At 68.8% G+C, this 20,722-nt stretch carries 18 protein-coding genes and 4 pseudogenes; 9 read left to right on the plus strand and 13 right to left on the minus strand.

Going from position 1 to position 20,722, the window contains the following annotated elements; genetic code table 11:
- Positions 1-37 precede the first annotated feature (37 nt).
- Positions 38-733: a response regulator gene (locus SLUN_RS35960; RefSeq protein ID WP_108154068.1), complete on the minus strand. Its 696-nt coding sequence runs from the start codon at positions 731-733 to the stop codon at positions 38-40.
- Between the two features lie 150 nt (positions 734-883).
- Positions 884-1,783, minus strand: a complete 900-nt coding sequence (locus SLUN_RS35965) for a universal stress protein (protein WP_108154069.1) — start codon at positions 1,781-1,783, stop codon at positions 884-886.
- On the opposite strand from SLUN_RS35965, the gene SLUN_RS42490 reads away from it, so the two are divergent.
- Entirely contained in the window at positions 1,682-2,686 is a 1,005-nt protein-coding gene (locus tag SLUN_RS42490) for a universal stress protein (protein WP_371413882.1), read from the plus strand. The two genes, SLUN_RS35965 and SLUN_RS42490, sit on opposite strands and share 102 nt — an antisense overlap.
- A gap of 12 nt (positions 2,687-2,698) precedes the next feature.
- On the opposite strand, the gene SLUN_RS35980 is transcribed toward SLUN_RS42490, so the two are convergent.
- The 4 genes and pseudogenes from SLUN_RS35980 to SLUN_RS35995 form a co-directional block, all read right to left on the minus strand.
- Positions 2,699-5,104, minus strand: a complete 2,406-nt coding sequence (locus SLUN_RS35980; protein WP_108154070.1) for a glycoside hydrolase family 65 protein — start codon at positions 5,102-5,104, stop codon at positions 2,699-2,701.
- A gap of 2 nt (positions 5,105-5,106) precedes the next feature.
- Complete coding sequence (locus tag SLUN_RS35985; protein WP_371413883.1) at positions 5,107-5,910, minus strand: HAD family hydrolase; 804 nt, start codon at positions 5,908-5,910, stop codon at positions 5,107-5,109.
- Positions 5,910-6,101: pseudogene (locus tag SLUN_RS35990) on the minus strand (glyceraldehyde 3-phosphate dehydrogenase NAD-binding domain-containing protein); the annotation flags it as partial. The pseudogene SLUN_RS35990 and the gene SLUN_RS35985, both read right to left, overlap by 1 nt.
- Before the next feature lie 82 nt (positions 6,102-6,183).
- Positions 6,184-6,807: a DoxX family protein gene (locus SLUN_RS35995; RefSeq protein ID WP_108154072.1), complete on the minus strand. Its 624-nt coding sequence runs from the start codon at positions 6,805-6,807 to the stop codon at positions 6,184-6,186.
- A 636-nt stretch (positions 6,808-7,443) separates the two neighbouring features.
- Here SLUN_RS35995 and SLUN_RS36000 point away from each other — a divergent pair.
- From SLUN_RS36000 to SLUN_RS36020, 6 genes and pseudogenes are all read left to right on the plus strand, one after another.
- Positions 7,444-8,313, plus strand: coding sequence for a universal stress protein (locus SLUN_RS36000; protein ID WP_108154073.1), 870 nt, complete (start codon positions 7,444-7,446; stop codon positions 8,311-8,313).
- A gap of 124 nt (positions 8,314-8,437) precedes the next feature.
- The gene (locus tag SLUN_RS36005; protein ID WP_159100412.1) at positions 8,438-8,641 is read left to right on the plus strand and encodes a hypothetical protein; all 204 of its coding nucleotides are present in this window, start codon (positions 8,438-8,440) and stop codon (positions 8,639-8,641) included.
- 450 nt (positions 8,642-9,091) lie between these two features.
- Positions 9,092-9,970 carry a universal stress protein gene (locus tag SLUN_RS36010; protein ID WP_108155135.1) on the plus strand — a complete coding sequence of 293 codons (879 nt, stop codon included), beginning with the start codon at positions 9,092-9,094 and terminating at the stop codon, positions 9,968-9,970.
- 58 nt (positions 9,971-10,028) lie between these two features.
- Positions 10,029-10,468 (plus strand): annotated as a pseudogene (locus tag SLUN_RS42495) (hypothetical protein); the annotation flags it as partial.
- A gap of 614 nt (positions 10,469-11,082) precedes the next feature.
- Positions 11,083-11,292, plus strand: a pseudogene (locus SLUN_RS40555) (PadR family transcriptional regulator); the annotation flags it as partial.
- A pseudogene (locus tag SLUN_RS36020) lies at positions 11,284-11,832 on the plus strand (acyl-CoA dehydrogenase); the annotation flags it as partial. The pseudogenes SLUN_RS40555 and SLUN_RS36020, both read left to right, overlap by 9 nt.
- A gap of 211 nt (positions 11,833-12,043) precedes the next feature.
- Here SLUN_RS36020 and SLUN_RS36025 read toward each other — a convergent pair.
- Complete coding sequence (locus tag SLUN_RS36025) at positions 12,044-12,265, minus strand: hypothetical protein (protein WP_108154076.1); 222 nt, start codon at positions 12,263-12,265, stop codon at positions 12,044-12,046.
- A gap of 31 nt (positions 12,266-12,296) precedes the next feature.
- Complete coding sequence (locus tag SLUN_RS36030; RefSeq protein WP_175313300.1) at positions 12,297-13,580, minus strand: hypothetical protein; 1,284 nt, start codon at positions 13,578-13,580, stop codon at positions 12,297-12,299.
- Positions 13,581-14,153: 573 nt separating this feature from the next.
- Here SLUN_RS36030 and SLUN_RS36035 point away from each other — a divergent pair.
- Positions 14,154-14,720 carry a PadR family transcriptional regulator gene (locus tag SLUN_RS36035; protein ID WP_108154077.1) on the plus strand — a complete coding sequence of 189 codons (567 nt, stop codon included), beginning with the start codon at positions 14,154-14,156 and terminating at the stop codon, positions 14,718-14,720.
- A gap of 79 nt (positions 14,721-14,799) precedes the next feature.
- The gene (locus SLUN_RS36040; RefSeq protein ID WP_108154078.1) at positions 14,800-16,518 is read left to right on the plus strand and encodes an acyl-CoA dehydrogenase family protein; all 1,719 of its coding nucleotides are present in this window, start codon (positions 14,800-14,802) and stop codon (positions 16,516-16,518) included.
- A gap of 203 nt (positions 16,519-16,721) precedes the next feature.
- Here the strand turns inward: SLUN_RS36040 and SLUN_RS36045 are convergent, their stop codons facing one another.
- The 5 genes from SLUN_RS36045 to SLUN_RS36065 all read right to left on the minus strand — a co-directional run bounded on the left by SLUN_RS36045 (position 16,722) and on the right by SLUN_RS36065 (position 20,642).
- Positions 16,722-17,015 carry a DUF6300 family protein gene (locus SLUN_RS36045; RefSeq protein WP_108154079.1) on the minus strand — a complete coding sequence of 98 codons (294 nt, stop codon included), beginning with the start codon at positions 17,013-17,015 and terminating at the stop codon, positions 16,722-16,724.
- Between the two features lie 410 nt (positions 17,016-17,425).
- Positions 17,426-18,100 (minus strand): hypothetical protein, encoded by a 675-nt coding sequence (locus SLUN_RS36050; protein ID WP_108154080.1) that lies wholly within the window; start codon positions 18,098-18,100, stop codon positions 17,426-17,428.
- A 681-nt stretch (positions 18,101-18,781) separates the two neighbouring features.
- Positions 18,782-19,114, minus strand: a complete 333-nt coding sequence (locus SLUN_RS36055; RefSeq protein WP_108154081.1) for an ArsR/SmtB family transcription factor — start codon at positions 19,112-19,114, stop codon at positions 18,782-18,784.
- Between the two features lie 200 nt (positions 19,115-19,314).
- The gene (locus tag SLUN_RS36060) at positions 19,315-19,689 is read right to left on the minus strand and encodes a hypothetical protein (RefSeq protein WP_108154082.1); all 375 of its coding nucleotides are present in this window, start codon (positions 19,687-19,689) and stop codon (positions 19,315-19,317) included.
- A 359-nt stretch (positions 19,690-20,048) separates the two neighbouring features.
- Positions 20,049-20,642: a TetR/AcrR family transcriptional regulator gene (locus SLUN_RS36065; protein ID WP_108154083.1), complete on the minus strand. Its 594-nt coding sequence runs from the start codon at positions 20,640-20,642 to the stop codon at positions 20,049-20,051.
- Between the last annotated feature and the right edge of the window lie 80 nt (positions 20,643-20,722).

Raw genomic sequence — 20,722 nt, forward strand, 5'->3', positions numbered from 1 at the left:
GAAGTCTCTCCCGGACTGACGAGTGCCTTCCTCCGCTTCAGCGGTCCCGCCGAACTGGGGCCTGCGGAGCGGCCTGCGTGACCATGACCGCAGCCTGGATGCGCCGCTCGACGCCCAGCTTGGCGAGCAGGCGGGAGACGTTGTTCTTGACCGTCTTCTCCGCGAGGTAAAGCCGTTTGCCGATCTGGGAGTTGGTCAGTCCCTCTCCGATGAGATCGAGGATCTCCCGTTCGCGGGCGGAGAGCCCGGACAGTGCGCCTGCTTCGGTGTTCTGCGGAGAGTCGCCGCGGAGGCTACTCATCAGACGGGTCGTGGTCGCTGGGTCGAGCATCGACTGGCCGGAGGAGACGGTGCGGACCGCGGCAACAAGCGCAGACCCTTTGATCTCCTTCAGCACATAGCCTGCGGCCCCCGCCATGATCGCGTCGAGGAGTGCGTCGTCGTCGTCGAAAGAGGTCAGCATCAGACATGCCAGGTCCGGCATCCTCGACCACAGTTCTCGGCAGACCGTGATCCCGTCGCCGTCCGGCAGCCGCACATCCAGCACGGCGACGTCAGGACGCAGCGCCGGCCCTCTGGCAAGAGCCTGTTCTGTTGTCCCCGCCTCACCGACGACTTCGATATCGGGCTCCGCGTCGAGCAGGTCGCTCACCCCGCGCCGCACGACCTCGTGGTCGTCGAGCAGGAATACGCGAATCGGCTTCCGCGGTGAAGTTTCCAGGTCCTCGGTCATTGCTTGTCCTCCACACTGTCACGAGCACCTTGCCCTATGGTTCCATCCCTAGTCCGTCGCCATGGGGCCGCGCCAGGGCCGGATGGGCCCCCGCGTATCTCGCCACGGGAGCCCCACCCGACGGGTGGTCACCTGGACCGGGGCTTGGTCTCAGGCGTGGGGCACTACGGCCACCGGGCAGGCTGCGTGATGAATCACGCCGTGAGCCACAGACCCCAGATGCATTCCGAGGGGGGATGTTCGCTCGCGTCGGCCGATGACCAGCATCGGCGCATCGGCAGCCGCTTCGACCAGGTGGGCGACGGCCTGCCCCGAAACGCTGCTGGCACGGACGGCAACGTCAGGGCTCTTTTCGCGCCACGGCTCCAGGACCGTGCTCAGCGCGTACTCACGTTCCCTGACCAGCCCGGAATCGGCGATGAGCGTGCCCTCACCGGCGGCGATCGCGTACGACGACGGCAAGGTGTAGCCGTGTACGACGTGCAGGCCCACGCCGCGTACGAGGGCCGCTTCGAAGGCGAATTCGATCACCTCGTCGCAGGAATGGGTGAGGTCGATGCCGGCCACAACGTCGGAGCTGTGGGGAGCGCCGGTCGGCCGGAGTACGTCGGGAGATGAGTGTGCCCCGGTATGCCTCTCGGATCGTACGAGTACGACCGGCCGCGGAGCATGGGCGACCACTCTGAGTGCTACGGAGCCGGTCATGAATCCGGCCATTCCGCTCAGGCCGCGGGAGCCGAGGACGAGTACCTCGGCGTTCTCGGCCGCTGCCAGGAGCGCGGCGACGGGCGAGTCCGATATCTGCTCGTGGGTCGGCCGAAGCCCAGGGTGGCTGCTACGGAGCTGTTCCACGGCCGTACGCAGCATACGACCGGCCCAATGACGCTGAGTCTCACTGGTCGGGACGGAAGCCGAGGGGGCGGGAGACCATTCCCAGGCGTGCACGAGATGGAGCGGAATACTGCGGAGCACGGACTCTGTGGCTGCCCAGCGCGCGGCAGCCAGGCTCTCGGGAGAGCCGTCGATCCCGACAATCACGGCACGAGCCATGAGCAGTACCTCCTGCTTGGTCTGTTGTGTTCCTGGCAGCAGCTTCACTCGCGCCGAGCAAATGGGGCAGGGGCGCCAGGCCCCCTCTGCGGTCCGAAAGGCCCCTCCCGAGGGGCATGCTCGCGACCGAAGGTGGAATCGGGTGGAGGCCCTGCTCTCCGGCCGACGGAAGGTGGACCGTCATGGCGCAGCGTGGTTGCTGGAGTTGATGGATCGTCATGCAGCGCTGGGACCGCGGACTGGACGGCTCGGGAAGCTGCTCTTCGCCGGCTGCCGTTGCGGGTCGTCCATGTTTCCCCGTGGTCCAGGGCCGACCTTGCGGACCTCTGGCCGTATCGCCCCGAGGCGCTGCCCGGGTGTCCCGCCGCCGCGATCACCTGCCGGTGTCCCCGACTGCGGGTCGAGGCCGTACGGCTGACAGGCTGTCCCGTTCCGGAGCTGACCGCGGAGACTGGTCCCTGTGGTTCGCGGCAATATCGAGGCGCCGATGTCCGCCCCGACGAGGTTGCACTGGGCGTCGATGCTCGCGACCCGGCGGATGTGGCGGTCTGTTTCGCGTTCGAAGCGGCTCGGCGCCGGTCGGCCCGCGTGCGTGCGGTGCACGCCTGGGAGCTGCCCTGTCCGGCCGACGGCTGGATGCCGTTCGCGGTCCCGGAAGCGGACCGGGCGACCTGGGAGGACGAGCAGGTGCAGATGCTGTCCGACGTCCTGCGCCCGTGGCGGGAGAAGTACCCGCAAATACCGGTCCTGAAGGACGTGCTGCGGTTCACGGCGGCTGCTGCCTTGGTTCGGGAGTCGATGCGGATGGAACTGCTCGTGGTGGGTCGGCGGAGCCCGGCACTCGGCCCGGTCGTCGATGTTGTGCGCCACGGAAGGTGTCCCTTCGCTGTCGTGCCCTCATAGCGGTGTCCAAAGTCAGTGTCCCGGGAGAGGCAGAAGGTACGTCTCTCCGGGCTTCACCGAGATCGAACGGTCGGTGAGTTCGATGTCGATCGGCGACAGGTCCGAGTCAGGGACCGTGATCTCGAGCTGTCCGGGGCGCATCCGGAAGTGCACGCCCAGGTGCCCTCGGTAACGGAGGGCGAAGCCGTAGGTGGAGAGTTCCGGCAGGGGGACGGGGTCCAGCCCAAGCGCGTCGTCGAGTGTCTGCAGTCCGGACAGGCCGCGTTGCACCAGGTCGAGGGTACCGGCCATGGCTCCGAGGTGGATTCCTTCGCCCGTGGTTCCGCCCTGGAGGTCGGCGATGTCTCCTTCGAGGGCTTCCTTGCAGTACGCCCAGGCCTGCTCGGGTCGGACCCGGGCCAGGACCCATCCGTGGACGAGCCCGCTCAGGGTGGAGCCGTGGCTGGTACGGCGCAAGTAGTAGTCGACGGTGCGCTGCCACAGGGCGTCGTCCATGTCGTGTCCCAGCCGGCTGAAGAGGGAGCGGAGTTCGCCCGGCGGGAAGAGGTAGCCGAGCATGAGCACGTCGGCCTGTTTGGATGCCCGGTATCCGTTGACCGTGTCGCCTTCGGCCTCCAGGATCCGGTCGAGCCGGCGGATATCCCCGTACCGGACCCGGTAGGCGTCCCAGGCGAGTTCCTTGAGGTTGCCGTACCCCTGGAACTGGCTGATGACACCGTCGTGGAAGGGCACGTGGAGTAGGCGGGAGATGTCCTCCCAGCGGTCAAGCTCCCGGGCCTCCAGACCGGTGCGCTCGGACAGCTCGCGACGGCGCGGTTCCGGCAGCGACTCCAGGACGTCGAGGGTGCGGGCGAGTACCCAGGCGGCGGTGACATTGGTGTAGGCGTTGTCGTCCAGGCCCGGTGTGGCAGCGCCGGGATAGGCGTCGTGGTATTCGTCGGGTCCCACCACTGCGCGGATCCGGTAGCGGCCCAGGGCCGCATCGTAGGTGGCGGCATCCGACCAGAAGCGTGAGATCTGCAGCAGCATCTCGGCTCCCTTGGTGTGCAGGAACTGGGTGTCACCGCTCGCCCTGCAGTACTGCCACACGTTGTATGCGATGGCGGATCCGACATGGTGCTGGAGCCGCGAATGATCGGGCAGCCAGCGCCCGGAGCGGGGGTTGAGGTGCAGTTCCTGGGTCTCCTCACGGCCGTCGCTGCCGCTCTGCCAGGGATACATGGCGCCTGCTCGTCCCGCCTCGCGAGCCCCGTGGCAGGCCTGGTCGAGTCGCCGGTGGCGGTAGGTGAGCAGGGCCCGGGACGCCTCGGGGAAGTGCAGGTTCAGGTAGGGAAGGACGAACAGTTCGTCCCAGAAGACATGGCCCCGGTAAGCCTCGCCGTGCAGGCCTCGGGCCGGGACACCCACATCAAGGTCTGCAGTGTGCGGCGAGAGCGTCTGCAGCACGTGGAAGAGATGGAGCCGCAGAATGCGGCCAGCCTCACCGGGTACCTGAATGTCGGCCCTCTGCCACAGCTGCTGCCATGCCGCTTGATGCGAGAGCAGCAGCTCATGGAAACGGGGCGCGGTATTCACCCGGTCGACTGCGGCCCCCAGCGGGTCGCTGATCGCCGGATCCCGCGACGTGTGCAGGGCAACCGTCTTGTCGGCCGTCACTGTGCGATCGGCCGTGAGCGTCAGGCGGAGTATCTGTGCGGCACGCGCCGGCTCGTGGTCGGTGGGCACGGGGCGCATAGGCCCTTCGACGGTGATGCGGGCCGCCATCGCGATACGGATGTCCGAGGTGCTGGTTCGGCAGGCCAGCCACACGGTGTCGGCGCCGGAGTTGCCCCGGCTGATGCCGGACAGATGGTGGCCGTCCAATTGCCGGTAGCGGGCGACACCGTTGTTGGTGACCGTCCCGTCTATAGCGGACTCGACCTCGATCTCACCGGTCCACCCCTGCGCGGTGAACTCCGTTCGCAGGGCTGCCAGATGGGGGTCTGCCATATGAACAAAACGCAGCTGGCGTACGGAGAGCCGACGCCCCCGCGGATCTTCGTACGTCGCGGTGCGTGCCAGCGTGCCGGTGCGCAGGTCGAGCGTTTGATGGTGGTCCACCAGCGCGGTGCTGTCAGGGGTGAACCAGCCATTCGTAGCGGCGCTGTCGTCACCGTCGTCGCGGATGCGGAATCGCAGGGGCAGCCAGTTGGGCAGGTTGACCATGTCCTCGTTCTCGATCTGCCGTCCGGCCACCGTTGATGTCAGCCGGTTGTAGCAGCCCGCGGCGTAGGTGCCTGGGTAGTGCGCGGTGTCCGCCGGGCATTCCGGAGTGGCGCCGCGGGTGGCGAAGTAGCCGTTGCCGAGAGCGCAGAGCGACTCTCTGAGGCGTTCCTCGGCGGGGTCGTAGCCGTCGTACTCCCAGGTCCAGTCCCGCATGGTCAGTCCTCGGTTCCGGGCGAGAGCAGTTCGGCGAGGTCGCGCACCACCAAGTCCGCGCCGTGCCGCAGCAGGTCAGCCGCGGTGTCGGGTCCGGCGGCGCGGTCTACCCCGATGACCAGGCCGAATCCGCCACGTCGGCCTGCCTGGACGCCTGCCAAGGCGTCCTCGACGACCGCGGTGCGGGCGACCGGGACGTTCAGCCTGCGGGCGGCCTCCACGAACAGAGCCGGGTCCGGTTTGCCGGGCAGGCGCAGGCGAGCGGCCTCTTCGCCGTCCACGAGCTCGGCGAAGAGGCCCAGGACCCCGGCGCGAGTGAGAACCTCACGGGCGTGGTGGGACGCGGAGGCCGCCGCGAGCGGTATGCCCTCGTTGTGCAGGGCGTGCAGAAGACGCACGGACCCCGGGTAGGCGTCGATGCCAGGGCCGCGCAGCCGTTCGCTGTAGAGCTGTTCTTTCAGGGCCGCCACTGCGACGACCGTGCCGGTCCCCGGCGGGTCCCCGGGGATGCCCGTCGGCACCGGCACCCCGCGGTTCATCAAGAAGGACGTGGCGCCGTCCAGCCGGGACTTGCCGTCGACGTAGCGCAGATAGTCCCGCTGGAGGTCGAACGGCACGCGTTGTCGACCGTCTTCGGGCGGGTGGTCACGCAGGCAGGCGTCGAAGGCTGTCTTCCAGGCGGCCGCGTGGACCTGGGCGGAGTCGGTGATCACCCCGTCGGTGTCGAGGACCACGGCCTCGATGGCCCGCAGCTCGAGCACAAGGCCGCTGCGGGCGGTTCCGTGGCGCCGGGCGGACGCGGTCACAGTCGTTCAGCGCCCAGGCGCCCGTGCGTGGAGTCATTTGCGAGCAGATGAGCCAGTGTTTCGGGTGATGCGAGGTCGTTGATGGCAACGACCTCGATCGGTGAGGCGTCGGCGTCGGCCTTGTCCGGCGCGGCGCGCAGATAGGTGCGGCCGACCTGGCCTAACCCGTTGATACCTATGCGTACGGTCATGTGCGATCCTCTCTTCAGCCGTGGAGCGAGTCCCGACGGCGCGGACACCCGGGGTAGCGCGTCGCGCTACCCCGGTCGACGGTCAGAGCAGCCAGCGGTTGCGGCGTACGAACGGGAGTTCCTGCCAGACCTTGCCGAGCCCCCAGGTACGGCCCGCGGCGGCAACGGCGAGAACGATCAGGATCACCGCGTACATGACGTGGTAGTCGATAACCGGGTTCGACGACATGCTGGGGGCTCCGTCGGAGAGGCCCTTGGCCGGCGGCCATTCCGCCGCCCACATCAGCGCCATCATCACGGTGCCTGCGGCAGCGGCGAGCCGTAGCGCGATGCCGGACACGAGAGCGGCCCCGATGCCCAGTAGACCCAGCATGAACAGCCAGTTGGCCCAGGTGTCGCCGGCCCAGGAATGGAAGGTCGACTCCAGCGGTCCGACGGCGACGCCGCCGAGGAATCCCTTCGTCGGCGAGCCGCCGTTGATCCAGGCTCGGGCGGAGGGTGTGGCGTAGCCCCATCCGAAGGCCTTGTCGAAGAACGCCCAGAGGAACACGAAACCGATCAGAACGCGGGCGGCGGCGGCAGCGCGGGCAAGGGCGCCGATCACGGACCGGGGCTGCGCGCCGTCGCCGGTTCGGGTCGTCCCGGCTCGATGCCACGACGGAATACGGATACCGGTGTGCCGACGCGGAGGAAGGTGAACGACCATGCCTGTCAGTACCTTTCACGAGTGAGCGCGACGAGCGGTGTGCGTGCCCAATCTCCCGCTGGGGCCGGTGAGTACGCTGCGGCCGAACGGCCCTGCCGCACGGCCGAACGGCACGGTGGCGGCAGACCTGTTGGGGCGATCCGGCTCGGCCGTTGCGGTCCCGGCTGTCAGCTCCGGGCAGGAAGCCTGAGATGCGTCGCGAAATCTGTATCGGGCGGCGGGCGCGGGGGCCAGTCACGGCCGGTTTGGGCGGACTTGCGCGATCACTTGCATGCGACCGCGACTCGGGAGAAGCGGCCGACCGGGCGAGGCGGGGATTTCCGTGACCGAGAGCGGATCCGCTCCTGGGCGCAGGCCATCGCCCGCGAGCTGGTGGCGCTCCCCCCACGTGCGGCCGACGTTCGCCCGACGAGGGGAGAGGCCGGCCGTAGCCCCGACTGTGTAGGGGCCCGAGCGCGGTGCAGGGATCGTTCCCGGCCCGGCGGCGGTCGGTACAGCGTGGAACAGGGCCGAGAGGACCCGGGCCAGGGACGATCGGCCCAGGCACCGCCGGTCCCTCCTCTGTAATCGTCTACCTCACGAAGTCAGCAAGTCCGTTGCGAATACTGACCGCGGCGGCACCACCGGGAGGCGACCATGCCTGGCACCATCACCGTTGGACTGGACGGAACAGACCACGCCCTCGCCGCCGCGGACTGGGCGGCGCACGAGGCGGCGCGCCGGGGGATGGACCTGCGCCTGGTGCACGCCTGGGTGTGGCGCGGCACCGACAAGGTGTACATCGGGGACCGTGCTATGGAGGAGCGGTGGGTGCGCAACGTGCTGAACGAGGCGGAAGCCCGCGTGGCCAAGGTGTACCCGGACCTGAACGTCACTACCGAGCTGCTGGTCGATGAACCCGTACCGACGCTCGTCGCCGAAGCCGCGCGGGCCGAGATGCTGGTGCTGGGCTCTCGCGGCTACGGCACGCTGACCGGCTATCTGGTCGGTTCTGTGTCGCTGCAGGTGCTGCGCCAGGCGACCGGGCCGGTCGTCATGGTGCGCGGGCCGAGGCAGACCACAGTGCAACAGCGCTTCGACGAGGTCGTCGTCGGCGTCCAGGAAGCAGAGGAAGCCGGCGGACCAGTCCTCGAGTTCGCCTTCGCGGCCGCCGCCGAACGCGGAGCGACGCTTCGAGCTGTACGCGCCTGGAGCATCCCGTCGGTCCTGTCCTGGAGTCCGGGATCGATGTGGCTGGCCGATCAGGCGGGTGGCTTGGAGCCGCTGCACAAAGAGATCCTGGCCGACGCCCTGGGGCCCTGGCGCCAGAAGTACCCCGATGTGGATGTCATCGAGCATGTCGAGATCGGCGCAGCCTCGGAGGTTCTGCTGTCCAACAGCGGCCGCGCGAGCCTCGTGGTCGTCGGACGCCGCACCCACGACACGGGCCTGCGCCGTCTTGGCTCAGTTACCCATGCTGTTCTCCACCACGCGCCCGGTGCGGTCGCGGTCGTACCGCACCCCTGACACCGCGCGCATGGGACCACGCGCCCTGCTACACCGCAACCGCCCTGGACGGGTCCGTCCAGGGCGGTTCGGTTTCGGCCGCGGCCGGCCAGTTGTGGGCCACCACGGCGACGGGCGACGCGGCGTGTTCGATGACGGCATGGGCGACCTGGCCGATGTGCGGGCCGCAGCGGACCGCGCCGGATGCGACCGGCCGACCACCACCAGATCAGCGCCCTCGGCGGCCGCCGACAGCTGCCGCGTAGCAGAACCCGGGACCGGCTTCTCGACCACGTCCACCGTGTGGAACTTCTGCCGCCACGGCAGCAGCATGTCGCCGTGCGCCTGAGCCACCTGGGCACTGATGTCGTCCTGCAGTCCGGCATCGAACACGGGCAGGTAGGTGAAGGCCGAGGCGGAGATGCGTCACGAGCGAGACGTGAACTCTTCCTGCGACACGTCCGCATGCTCACCTTTGGCTCGCTGAGGCCGGGGAAAGACCCGACGATATGGCGGCCCGTCGGTTCGCCGGGCCCGATCCCGGGGTGTCCGGCTGTCGTTCGATCTGTCGGCTGGTGGGGGAATGGCGGTCCCACCAAGTCACGTCCGGGGGGCTGGGCACGGCCGCGACATCTGGGGTGCGCCTCAGCCGGGACCAGTGGTCCCCCGGCGGGCACCTGATGGCCCTCGCGTGTGGCGGGCGGTGCGGCGAGGCTGATGGGGCCGGTATGCCGGCGCTGTCACAGTGAAGGAGAGAGCCAAGATGCCTACGGCCCCCGCCCCCCATGCCCACGGGCGTATGCCCGTAGTCGCCGGAGTCAGCCAATCCGACGCGAGCAGAACCGGCCTTGCCTGGGCCTCGGACGAAGCCGCGCTGCGGCAACTGCCGCTGCGGCTGGTACACGCGCTGGAATGGCCGCCGGGAGCAGACCCCGACCCCCACGTCCCCCACCCGGAGCGCACCTGGAGCGCTCATTTCCGGTCCGGCGGAGAGGCGGTGCTGCGTGAGGCTGTGGAGTTCGTCCACGCACGCCATCCGGGCTTGGAGGTCGAGGCGCGTTCCGCTGACGGTCCGCGAGCCCGGGTGCTGGTGGAACAGGGTGCAGAGGCCGCTCTGTTGGTGGTGGGTGCGAAGCGGCTGAACCTGGCGGAGCAGCTGTTCACCGTCTCCCCCCTTGGGGTCACCCTCACCGCCCATGCCGGGTGCCCGGTAGTGGTGGCCCGCGAACCCGAGCACGCCGTCGGCGAGCCGCCCCTGGTCGTCGTGGGGGTCGACGGGTCCGCCAATTCCCGCGATGCCATGGCGTTCGCCTTCGAAGAGGCCGCGGTGTCCGGGGCTCGACTGCGGGCGATCATGGTGCGCTACCTGCATCGCGAGCGGGCGGTAGGCGGCGAGCAGGCCGATGTCGAGAATCGCTCCAGGATCGAGTTGTCGGAAGCGACAGCGGGCTGGCGGGAGAAGTACCCGGAGGTTGAGGTTGACTATCGGGTGAGGTATGGCCACCCGGCGCGGGCCTTGGCCCACACGGCCGCAAATGCGCGGTGCCTGGTGGTCGGGTCCCGCGGGCTCGGCGGCTTTCGCGGCATGCTGCTCGGCTCGGTGAGCCACGTGCTCCTCCATCAAGCGACCTGCCCTCTGATCGTGGTACCGCCGCGGGAAGGCATAGCCGCATACTGAACGTTCTACAGCAACTGGGGGCACCTCCCGGAGGCCGGGTGAGGCATGCTCAACCTGACGGGGCGGGGTCGTAACCCCCGGCAAGGAGTGGACCGACGACGGTGAGGTCTATGAAGTGCACTCCCCAAAACGACGCGCGGCCAAGGCCACGCGGCCCGTGCCGATCCCGCCCTCCTTCGTGAGCACGCTGAGATCACACTTCGACCGGTTCGGCGTGGCGCCGGACGGCCGGCTGCCACGAGGCCATACGATCTTCGGCACGCCGGGATCTCCTTCTGGCTGCACTCTGACGTGGACCCCGGCCGAATGCGCGCGCCGAGCCGGGCAGAGCATTGAGTCCTCTTCCGGCACTACGCCAAGTTCCCCAGGGCTGAGTGCCGGATCTGGTCCGCGACTGGTCCGCAACTGCTGATCAGGAGTGGGAGACCGGTGGGAGGAGTTGGGATAGTCGACGCAATCCGGGCTGCTTTGTCATCGGATGGCGCAGAGGGCGCCTGACGGGCAGCAGCCCAGTTCAGGCGCCCTCTTCTTGGCCCTAGAAGAAGCCGAGCTTCCTCGGCGAGTAGCTCACCAGCAGGTTCTTCGTCCGTTAGTGGTACAGGCGTCACATCACTGCTGACCTGGCGAGATGGCGGCTATGCCGGTGGAAGGCAGCGCGTCGGTCCGTGACTGGCCCGGATCTTGCCGAGTGACACCCGAGTACCGCGGGGTGCCGGCGGACCGTGGCCTGGAAGGGGGACCGCCACCACCAGGCCACAGCACACGGTCCAGCCGCGACCATGAATGACCCTCGAGTCCTCGAAGGGCGCGCGCAAAGGCGCGCCTCCATGGGGAGGCGGGTTTCGTCGGCGTGCCGCAGGGCAGGGACATCGGCGAGTCCAGGCCGCGAGGAGCCCAGAGAAGATCGCAGATGGCTGAGGCCGCAACACTCGACCGCAGTGAGTGGCGGACCGCGCTCGACAAGATCGCTGCCAACCACAATGGCGAACGGGTCACGATCGAAGCGATCACGCCGCCCTCGTCAGCGAGCCGCGTAAACGTCCGAGTGGGCCGCGTCTCACCCGGGGTGCCGCACCTTGTGTATGCAACGAGTTGCATAGGAGGATCGGGTTATGGCGCTCGAACACGCGATCCTTGTCTCTCTTCTGGAGAAACCGGGCTCCGGCTATGAGCTGGCCCGGCGCTTCGAGCGGTCCATCGGTTACTTCTGGACCGCCACCCATCAGCAGATCTACCGCGTTCTCAAGCGCATGGAGAGCGATGGGTGGGTCGACGCCCGTGAGGTGCCGCAGCAGACCCGGCCGGACAAGAAGGAGTACTCGCGCAACCATCTGTTGGACCCGGCCGAGTATGCGCCCGTGCCGACCCGTCTCGACGCGACCGACGACGCTTTCCTCTTCCGGCAGGGACCGGCTCGCGGCCTGGGCTCCATACGCTTCCACGACTGGCGCACCGCCTACGACGCGTATGCAGATGTGCCCAACGTCGGCCGCTTCCGGGAGCAGGCGGACGCCCTGTGCGAGTTCGTCACCACCGCAGCCCCCGACGAGGAGCAGAGCCGTGACCTCGATTTCCATCTCTCCGTCGGCCAGTTGTTCGCGCTGGTGGTGCACGGACAGCTGATTCTGGAGCAGGCTCGCCTGACGGACTTGGACGAGGACGTGCTCGACGAGCTGTTCTCGGTCCTCGTACGCGACTTCTCCGCGCACGCCGTCGAGCTGCACGGCAAGGACTCCGCCACCGCGGAACAGCAGCGCTGGGCGTTGGGCGCGGTCCGGCGCCCGGTCGTCGACGACGCCCGCTCCGCCCGCGTCTGGGAGCGTGTCGAGGGACTGTCCGGGGCGTACGAGATGGCGCCGTAACAACGGAGCAGACCGACTGTCCGCCCACCGGGCCCACAGGCCAAGCCGCCGTCGGCACGCTGGCGCAGGGCGGACTGCCGCTGGCGACCGCCCTCGGACCGCAGGAAGCCGCGGCGCTCCCCGCGGCTCCGGGGCGGGCAGTCACGCCCCTGGGGCGCGCAACGAGGCGCCCCTGGAGTCGAGTGTCGTGACAGCCCCGAGCCGACCCGGTTTACGGGCACGAGTGCTCCTTGCCTTTCGGTCCCCACGTCGTGCGTTCATCGCCGCGCGCCACCGTGCCGCACAGCAGCTCGGTCGCCGGTTTGTCGCTGCGGCCCCGCAGCACCGCAAGCAGCTTGTCCTCCGTCAGCCGTCCCCCGCCCGCCGCGCCGTGCGCGTCGATACGGCCGGTTGCGCCGTCGAAGCCCCCGCCGCCCAGGCCCTGGTAGAGCACGCCTTGCAGCAGCCCGCGGTCGAGGCGGTCGTCATGTCCGAAAAGTGGAGCCCTGGCAGGGGTCGTCCTCCTCGCGGCCGGCGATGTCCGGTACGAGGACGAGGCCGGCGGCGAGTGCGAGTGCGAGCGTTCCGATGCCGAGCACTCCGGCCACCTCGGCGCCGGGACCCCAGCGCGGCGACGGCGTCACCAGAGTAGGCCAGCGGCCGAGCCAGTACACCGCGGCCTGGTCGTCCTCGGGTCCCTCGGCCACCGGCACGACGATGCCCGTCGGCTGACCCGGCGTCATCCCGCGCCGCTCGACGTTGATCAGCTCGGCGCCGGCGTGGGCGAGGCCCGATGCGTCGATGTCGGGGATGCGCGAGGCCAGCGAGCGTACGCCGCCGGCCACTGCGAACACCGAGGTACAGCGCAAGTCCTCCATGGCGGAGCGGAGTTCACGCAGGAAGCGCTGGACGCGCGAGTCGGCGGGCCCCGCCTCGTCGAAGAGAAGCACGAAGCGGGAGGTGCGACGTCGCCGCCAGGGGTTGAAGAGACGGGCCCGGCACGCCTGGTCGAGGTCGGCGAGCAGGGCGTGCATGAGCACTCTGTCCATACGCTCCGGCTCATTGGCGGGCTCGCCGTGTACGAGGTCGAGCGCGGAGCGGAAGAAGTCGGTGGGCGGGCTGCCGTGCTGCCGGCGCACCCACTCGGCGTACCAGCTGCGGTTGCGGGCCCGCCCGAGCATGCGTCGGTTGGCGCGCCAGCCGTAGAAGGCGCGCGGCAGCCGCTGGAAGAGCGGGCCTGCGATGAAGTTCCACAGCAGCTCGAGGAGCGTGCCGCCGTTGGCCTGGTCGCGGCCACCGAGCCACCACAGGGTCTGGGCGATACGGGACCAGTTCCGGTGCTCCGCGTAGCAGTGGTTGCGCAGCTCGGAGTGGCGGCGCTCCATGAGTCCCTCGATGGCGGGCGCGGTGACGACGGAGCGCAGTAACCGGTAGCTGTGCAGCCGTAGTTCACCGGTGCCGGGTGGCATGGTCTCGGCGAGCTGAAGGGTCAGATGCTCGAAGAGTTCGAGCGGCGGCGGGTCTGTCCCGTCCGGGATCTGCGGGATGTACGCGTGCGGGGCGAGGACCTCGCTGCGGCCGCGCATCCGTGAGCGGAGCCCCGTGATGATCCGGCGTCCCGCATTGCCGCCGCCCGGCTCGCTGAGCAGGACGACCGGCACTCTGCTGCGGCTGCGACGCGGCTGTGCCACCAGTTTGTCGAACGCGTCGATGAAGCGCTCGACGCCCGGATACGCCGGAATACGGCTTTGCGGGTCCCCCGCAGTCATGAGCAAGCCCCCCTCGTTCCCCCTGAGAAGCGAGGATTATTCCCTTTGACTGCCATACACAAGCCTGGAGTTGGATCACATCGCAGTCACAGTCCGACAGTCAACCTTCACCGATTGCCATCGATTCCTGTCGCCGCTTGTCAAGCCGGGGGCTGCGGCGCGGGAAGCGGGTCAGCCGCGCCGGGGACCGAGCGCCGCTCCCCGCTCCACCCGCGTACGCCACGGGCCCTGGCCTTTGGCCGCGGGACCTGGAGCAGCGCGTCGCCTCAGCGACGAACTCGGCTGCGGCGACCGCGCTGTGCCAGCCGTACGGCAATGGCGGGCCGGGGTCAGTCTGGGGCTCCGGAGGCCCTGGCGGCACTGACCCTGTGCGCCCGTCATGGTGCCGCGGCTGGAACGGGGACGATCACGTTGGCCCAGTGCCTCTGGTGGCGGGCGGCCGGACCTACCGGTGAGGAGTGCGCGGGGGAGGCTGATCCACTCGGGCGGGGGGAGCGAGCCCCCCGCGTGAGCCGTGTCTCACCCGGGCGCTGCCGCTTGTCTATGCAACGAGTTGCATAGAAGGATCGGGGTATGGCGCTCGAGCACGCGATCCTTGTCTCCCTGCTGGAGAAGCCGGGCTCCGGCTATGAGCTGGCCCGGCGGTTCGAACGGTCCATCGGATACTTCTGGGCCGCCACCCACCAGCAGATCTACCGCGTTCTCAAGCGCATGGAGAGCGACGGCCTGCTCGCCGTCCGCGAGCTGACGCAGCAGAGCCGGCCGGACAAGAAGGAGTATTCCGTCGTAGGCCCCGGCCGCGCTGCCCTCTCTCAGTGGTTGCACGAATCGATCGAACCCGAGAGCATCCGGCACGACCTCGCCGTGAAGATCCGCGGCGCGGCCTTCGACGACCCGTCCGTGCTGGTCCGTGAGGTCGAGCGGCACCGCCAGGTGCACAGCGACCGGCTCGCGCACTATCTCGCCGGGGAGCTGCGCGACTTCACCGGCCCGGCGGCCCCCACCCCGCTCGACGCGGGCCAGGAGCTGCAGCATGTCGTGCTGCGCGGCGGCATCGCGTACGAGCGGATGACGATCGCCTGGCTCGACGACGTACTCGCCACCCTCCGCCGGTTCGGCGCATCACACCCGCATGCCTGAACTGTCGGCCTCCGCCGTCCGCACTCCGCGACCTTCAGCCGTGCACCCTCCACCCTCAACCCTCGGAAGGCGGACCTCCATGGCCGACCCCCTGCTCTTCAACCCGCGCACGTACGACCCGGCGCAGTTCGACCCCGAGACCCGCAGGCTGCTGCGTGCCACCGTCGCCTGGTTCGAGGATCGCGGCAAGCGCAGGCTCATCGAGGACTACCGTTCCCGCGCCTGGCTGGCCGACTTCCTCGCGTTCGCAGCGAAGGAAGGGCTGTTCGCCACCTTCCTCACCCCCGCGTCCGCCGCCGGGCACAAGGACCAGCGCTGGGACACGGCCCGGATCGCCGCCCTCAACGAGATCTTCGGGTTCTACGGTCTCGACTACTGGTACGCATGGCAGGTGACCATCCTTGGTCTCGGACCGGTCTGGCAGAGCGACAACACCGCGGCTCGCACCCGCGCGGCGGAACTCCTCGCCCAGGGCGAGGTGTTCGCCTTCGGCCTTTCCGAGAAGACCCATGGCGCCGACATCTACTCCACCGACATGCTGTTGACGCCGGACGGCAACGGCGGCTTCCGGGCCGACGGTTCCAAGTACTACATCGGCAACGGCAACGCCGCCGGGCTCGTCTCGGTCTTCGGTCGCCGCACTGACGTCGAGGGCCCGGACGGCTACGTCTTCTTCGCCGCCGACAGCCGCCACCCGGCCTATCACCTCGTGAAGAACGTCGTCGACTCCTCGAAGTACGTCAGCGAGTTCCGCCTCGAGGACTACCCGGTGGGCTCGGACGACGTCCTGCACACGGGCCGCGCCGCCTTCGACGCCGCCCTCAACACCGTGAACGTCGGCAAGTTCAATCTCTGCACCGCCTCGATCGGCATCTGCGAGCACGCGATCTACGAGGCGGTCACCCACGCGCACAACCGCATCCTGTACGGCCGCCCCGTCACCGCCTTCCCGCACGTGCGCCGCGAGTTGGCCGACGCGTACGTCCGCCTCGTCGGCATGAAGCTGTTCAGCGACCGCGCCGTCGACTACTTCCGCTCCGCCTCATCGGACGACCGCCGCTATCTGCTGTTCAACCCGATGACGAAGATGAAGGTGACCACGGAGGGCGAGAAGGTCATCGACCTGATGTGGGACGTGATCGCCGCCAAGGGCTTCGAGAAGGACACCTACTTCGCACAGGCCGCCGTCGAGATCCGGGGGCTGCCCAAGCTTGAGGGCACGGTCCACGTCAACCTCGCGCTGATCCTCAAGTTCATGCGCAACCACCTTCTGCACCCGGCCGAGTTCGCGGCCGTGCCGACCCGCCTCGACGCGGCCGACGACACGTTTCTCTTCGAGCAGGGACCGGCCCGTGGCCTGGGCTCCGTGCGCTTCCACGACTGGCGCCCCGCCTACGACGTATACGCCGGGGTGCCGAACGTCGCCCGCTTCCGGGAGCAGGCCGACGCCCTGTGCGAGTTCGTCACCACCTCAGCCCCCGACGAGGAGCAGAGCCGCGACCTCGATCTTCTTCTCGCCGTCGGCCAGTTGTTCGCGCTGGTGGTGCACGGCCAGCTGATCCTGGAGCAGGCCCGCCTGACGGACCTGGACGAGGACGTGCTCGACGAGCTGTTCTCCGTCCTCGTCCGCGACTTCTCCGCCTTCGCCGTCGAGCTGCACGGCAAGGACTCCGCCACCGCGGACCAGCAGCGCTGGGCGCTCGGTGCCGTTCGGCGTCCGGTCGTCGACGAAGCGCGTTCGGGGCGCGTCTGGGAGCGTGTCGAGGCACTGTCGGGGGCGTACGAAATGGCGCCGTGACAACGCCCCCAGGGAGCCCGTCGACACGTGACGGTCATGTCCCCCGGGAGCAGTAACGCACGCACCGTGGCCCTCCGCGCGACTCCCGCGCGGAGGGCCACGGTGCGTTGTTCCGACTTCCCATCCAGCGACGACCCCGGGCGAGGGCGGCCGCGCGGTCACCGGCCGCGGCGAGGACGGCTGGACACACCTCGTCCGATACTTCACCGGCCGTTGTGGTCGGACCAGATCCAGCCCTGCTCGGCCATGGCTTCCTTGGTCCACTCCGTCATCAGGTCCGCGCCCTCATGCACGCGTGCCATGTCGTGGCCGCCGCCGGTCGCGAACCAACGCAGCAGAGCGCCGGCGGCGGGCTTGTCGGTATCGCAGGAGGAGCACAGTTCCAGGTGGATCGGAAAGCCGCTCGCGTCTTCATGCGGCATGACGCCACTGGTGGTCAGCGATCCACCGCATCGTGAGCAGGACGGCAACGTCTCTGCGAGTTCCACACGGTCCACACGGCCTCCTTGCTCGTCACCTGCGCCTACCAAAGCCCGCGTGATCGGCAGCGTCAACCTCCCGGTACGGGTCGACGGCCGCCTGCCGCCGACAACAGGATCCCAATTATCCCAGTGTCGTCCACGATGCGCTGGTGGACGGCTACGCGCGGCCCGTTAGCCCTCGGCGGAAGTACCTCCGTGTGGGTGTGGGTGGCCTGCGTGCAGCCTGATCTGGTCGCGGGGCCGCCGACGACGGGGCCCGTGCCTGCGTGCTGTTCGGATGCATGCGTTCGACCGGAAACCGCCTGATCGCCGAACTGCGCGCGGACAGCGACGCTTCGCCGAGCTGTGGGACTCCGCAGACGTGGCCGGTGACGCTGGACTGCGACGTGTTCAGCTTCGTCTGCATCGGTCTGCGCGTCGTCATCTCACGGCGGAGCCGGGCACGGCGGACGCCGGCCGTCTGGGCCTCCTGGCCGCCCGGGGCACCCGGACGCTCCTGACAGACCCGCGTGCAACACGGCAAGGGCTGCGCAGACGGGCGGCAGGACGATCAGGGGGAGCAGCAGGAGTGCCGAGGCCGACGGCATCAGGGTGCCGATCGCGTCGGCGGCGTACCGGTTGCCGTCGGCGAGGTCCAGCATGAACCGGCGGGCCGGGTCGGCGAGCGGTGTCAGCGCGAGCCGCAGCGCGGTGAAGACGGCTGCGGCGGCAGCCGTGAGCAGCAGGCATACACCGCTCGTGAGCCACCGCGAGCGGCGGGTCAGGGCCCAACTGCGGCGCAGCGCGTCCTTCGGTGACGACCCCGTTGCCACAACGGCTGCCGGGGCCAACGAGAAGCGGAAGCCGAGGAGAAGGGTGAGGCTCGCGAGCGCGATGGGCAGGCACCAGCCCACCAGCGGGTAGGCCACGCTCGTCGTACCGCTGAGCCGACGCTCCAGGTCGTAGCTCCAGGCAGCCGTGAAGGCGGGCCAGGCCAGACCGAGTCCCGTGGCGGCGACGAGCAGGCCGGGGACCGCAAGCCAGACGGTCGCGGCGGCGGCGAAGCCGTACAGGACACGCCACTTCTGACGGCGGAGGTGCCACAGATCGCGTATCGACATTGCCCATGTGCCCCATCGGCCCAAGGAACGAAGATCTACAAGCAGGGACGGGCCGGGGTCGGGCATCGGTTCCCTGGACGGGCGCCACGATTCTGCGGCGGTCGGCCGGCGGACCGCGAGCGGCACCGCAGTTCGTCGGTTCCCCTCTTGGGGCGTGGGCGGGAGGGCGGAGCGCGCCACGCGTCGGTCCGGCGGCGCATGCTGGGTGCGCCGGACCGAGTGGCGTCATGGCTCGAGCGACCACCATAGAAGGAAGCTGTTCCCGGTACCGGATGTTGCGGTTGAAGTCGCCGAGGATGACGTAGTTCTCGCCGGGGCGGACGTCAGCCCGGATCGCGGCCAGGAGCTGCTGGTAGTCGGAGGCGCCGCAGGCGTGGATGTTGACCCGCCCGCCGCCCCACCGAAGGGCGCCGGTTCGGCCGCCCTGCTCGACGTGGGTCTCCAGGAAACCGGGTCGCGTAGGGGCAGCGGGCCCGGGGAGCTCCGCCAGCTGAACGAAGTAGCCAAGGACTCAACTGGTGACCTCGCAATGACTGCATGACGAACCACCTCCTTACGCTGCCATTCGCGACGCCATCCATCGACGTCAATCCGAACGGAAACCAGATACCCCCTCGCCTGACGACCCGTGACTTGCGAACGAGGACGTGACACAGCTTTTAGGGTCCGTTCGGCACCCGACTACACGTCAGCCTGTCGGAGCTCGGCAAGCAACTCGCTCTGGCCGACGAGGAGTTCGGTGAGGATACGGCGGGCCGCGCGCAGCAGTTCGGCCACGTCTCCGCCGGCCAGGGCGTAGCTGACGGTCGATCCGTCGCGGATGGACACCACGATTCCGGAGCGGCGCAGCACGGCCAGTTGCTGGGAGAGGCTGGAGGGCTCGATATCAATCTCGGACAGCAGGTCCCGAACGGGAACGGGGCCGTTCTGAAGGAGCTCCAGCACGCGGATGCGGACGGGGTGTCCGAGCATCCGGAAGAACTCCGCCTTGGCCTGGTACAGCGGTACCTGCATGTGTGAACGCTCCTGCTGAGTTCGACGACCGGGGCCCGTAATCCGGGCCTCGGCTGCTGCCGCCGTGAGGCACAGGGCAGTGCACCGATCCTCCCGCCTCCGGGTGCCGCACTCCCGGGCGGTTGACCGCATCGGGAACTGGCGAACTGAAGAAATCTTCAATTCATGGGCAGCCGGAGACGCGAGGACCGATGGGAAGGCTAGAGCTCCAACTCCGCTTCGATGCCCTTCAGCTGGTGCCGCGCCATGGCCAGGTTCGCGTTCGCCTTGTCGAGCACGAGGTAGAGGAAGAGACCGTTGCCACCGCGGCCCTTGAGCAGCCGGAGGAGGTGGTACTGCTTGCCCAGGGTGATCAGGACGTCCTCGATCTCGTCCTTGAGGTTGAGGTGTTCGATGGTGCGCGTCTTGGCGCGGATCACATCGGTGTTGCCCGCTGCGGCCACCGCCAGATCGAGGCCCTTTCCGCCGCCAATGGTGCCCAGGGCCATGCCGCTGGTGTAATCCACGAGGGCGGCGCCGACGCAGCCCTCGATCGATGCCATGGTCTCCTTGAGGGAAGTCTCCACGTTCGTCATGTAGTTGCTCACTCCTCTGTTGCTCTGCCTGTTCGCATACGCCCGCCGGGCAGGTCGCCTACGGGACGTGAGGGAAAGCTACCGATGGTGAGCAAAGTCCAGGCGAGTATGCGAACAAGCGGACCAGGGAGACCCCATTTCTCGTAGGATGCGCTCCCCGGTCTCGGTCGCCACGTCGCCGTAGATCACCGTCCTATGGCGGTGCCTCCCGGCGGGCGCCGGCCATGACGACCCGGCGCGTCAATGGACACCATCAGAAGCAGTTGAAGCACGCTGTCGTTCCGGCGTTCAGAGACGAAGACCTGGAGGCGCGGGGCGGACCGCGTGGATCCCCTGCCGCTGGTCAGCGTGTGGCCATTTCAGCTACGGGTCTGAGGGCGGCGTTCCCCCTTGGCATGGCTGTTCCCGGCGCTCGTCAGAATCGCGCTCGCGACAACGTCGAAGAGGCGATCGGCGCGGGGCGCGAGCGAGGGTTGATCGCCGAGCCAAGCGAGCATGGCTACCAGCGCAAACAAATCGGCGCCATCGATATCGCTCCGCGCCATGCCCGCGGCCTGGGCACGGGTGAGGAGCCGCGCACCGGCTGCGCGCAGGGTGACGCACGAAGCGTGGAGTGCGGATTCGGTGTCCTCGATGGCGGCTGCCATCAGCACGGTCACGCCCCGATACTCGGTTGTCCACGCGACGCAGTCGCGTAGCCACGAAACGAGAGCGTCTTCGGGCGAGCTCGACGTCTCGAGCTCGCCTGCCTTTGCCGTCAGTTCGTCGAAGCTCGTGCGGAGCAGGGCCTCGAGCAGCGCCTCGCGCGTCGGGAAGTGCCGCAGCAGCGTCGCGAGCCCGACCTCGGCCCTGCGCGCGATGTCGCGCAGTGACACGTCGACGCCTTGCTCGGTGATGGCGGTGCCCGCTACTGCGAGCAGGTGGTCGCGGTTCTTCCTGGCGTCGGCCCGCATCTGTCCCTCTTGACTATCCGGATCAGTGGTCCATATATTCGGATCAGTGGTCCATTTATGTGGATCGCTGATCCGAATAA

The sequence above is a fragment of the Streptomyces lunaelactis genome (genome assembly GCF_003054555.1).
Lineage (GTDB): Bacteria > Actinomycetota > Actinomycetes > Streptomycetales > Streptomycetaceae > Streptomyces > Streptomyces lunaelactis.

Bases quoted from the DNA above. Each gene is read 5' to 3' on its own strand.
- SLUN_RS35960 (WP_108154068.1), bottom strand. From the start codon at position 733: ATGACCGAGGACCTGGAAACTTCACCGCGGAAGCCGATTCGCGTATTC.
- SLUN_RS42490 (WP_371413882.1), top strand. From the start codon at position 1,682: ATGGAGCGGAATACTGCGGAGCACGGACTCTGTGGCTGCCCAGCGCGC.
- SLUN_RS35965 (WP_108154069.1), bottom strand. From the start codon at position 1,783: ATGGCTCGTGCCGTGATTGTCGGGATCGACGGCTCTCCCGAGAGCCTG.
- SLUN_RS35980 (WP_108154070.1), bottom strand. From the start codon at position 5,104: ATGCGGGACTGGACCTGGGAGTACGACGGCTACGACCCCGCCGAGGAA.
- SLUN_RS35995 (WP_108154072.1), bottom strand. From the start codon at position 6,807: ATGGTCGTTCACCTTCCTCCGCGTCGGCACACCGGTATCCGTATTCCG.
- SLUN_RS36000 (WP_108154073.1), top strand. From the start codon at position 7,444: ATGCCTGGCACCATCACCGTTGGACTGGACGGAACAGACCACGCCCTC.
- SLUN_RS36010 (WP_108155135.1), top strand. From the start codon at position 9,092: ATGCCCGTAGTCGCCGGAGTCAGCCAATCCGACGCGAGCAGAACCGGC.
- SLUN_RS36030 (WP_175313300.1), bottom strand. From the start codon at position 13,580: ATGACTGCGGGGGACCCGCAAAGCCGTATTCCGGCGTATCCGGGCGTC.
- SLUN_RS36035 (WP_108154077.1), top strand. From the start codon at position 14,154: ATGGCGCTCGAGCACGCGATCCTTGTCTCCCTGCTGGAGAAGCCGGGC.
- SLUN_RS36040 (WP_108154078.1), top strand. From the start codon at position 14,800: ATGGCCGACCCCCTGCTCTTCAACCCGCGCACGTACGACCCGGCGCAG.
- SLUN_RS36050 (WP_108154080.1), bottom strand. From the start codon at position 18,100: ATGTCGATACGCGATCTGTGGCACCTCCGCCGTCAGAAGTGGCGTGTC.
- SLUN_RS36055 (WP_108154081.1), bottom strand. From the start codon at position 19,114: ATGCAGGTACCGCTGTACCAGGCCAAGGCGGAGTTCTTCCGGATGCTC.
- SLUN_RS36060 (WP_108154082.1), bottom strand. From the start codon at position 19,689: ATGACGAACGTGGAGACTTCCCTCAAGGAGACCATGGCATCGATCGAG.
- SLUN_RS36065 (WP_108154083.1), bottom strand. From the start codon at position 20,642: ATGCGGGCCGACGCCAGGAAGAACCGCGACCACCTGCTCGCAGTAGCG.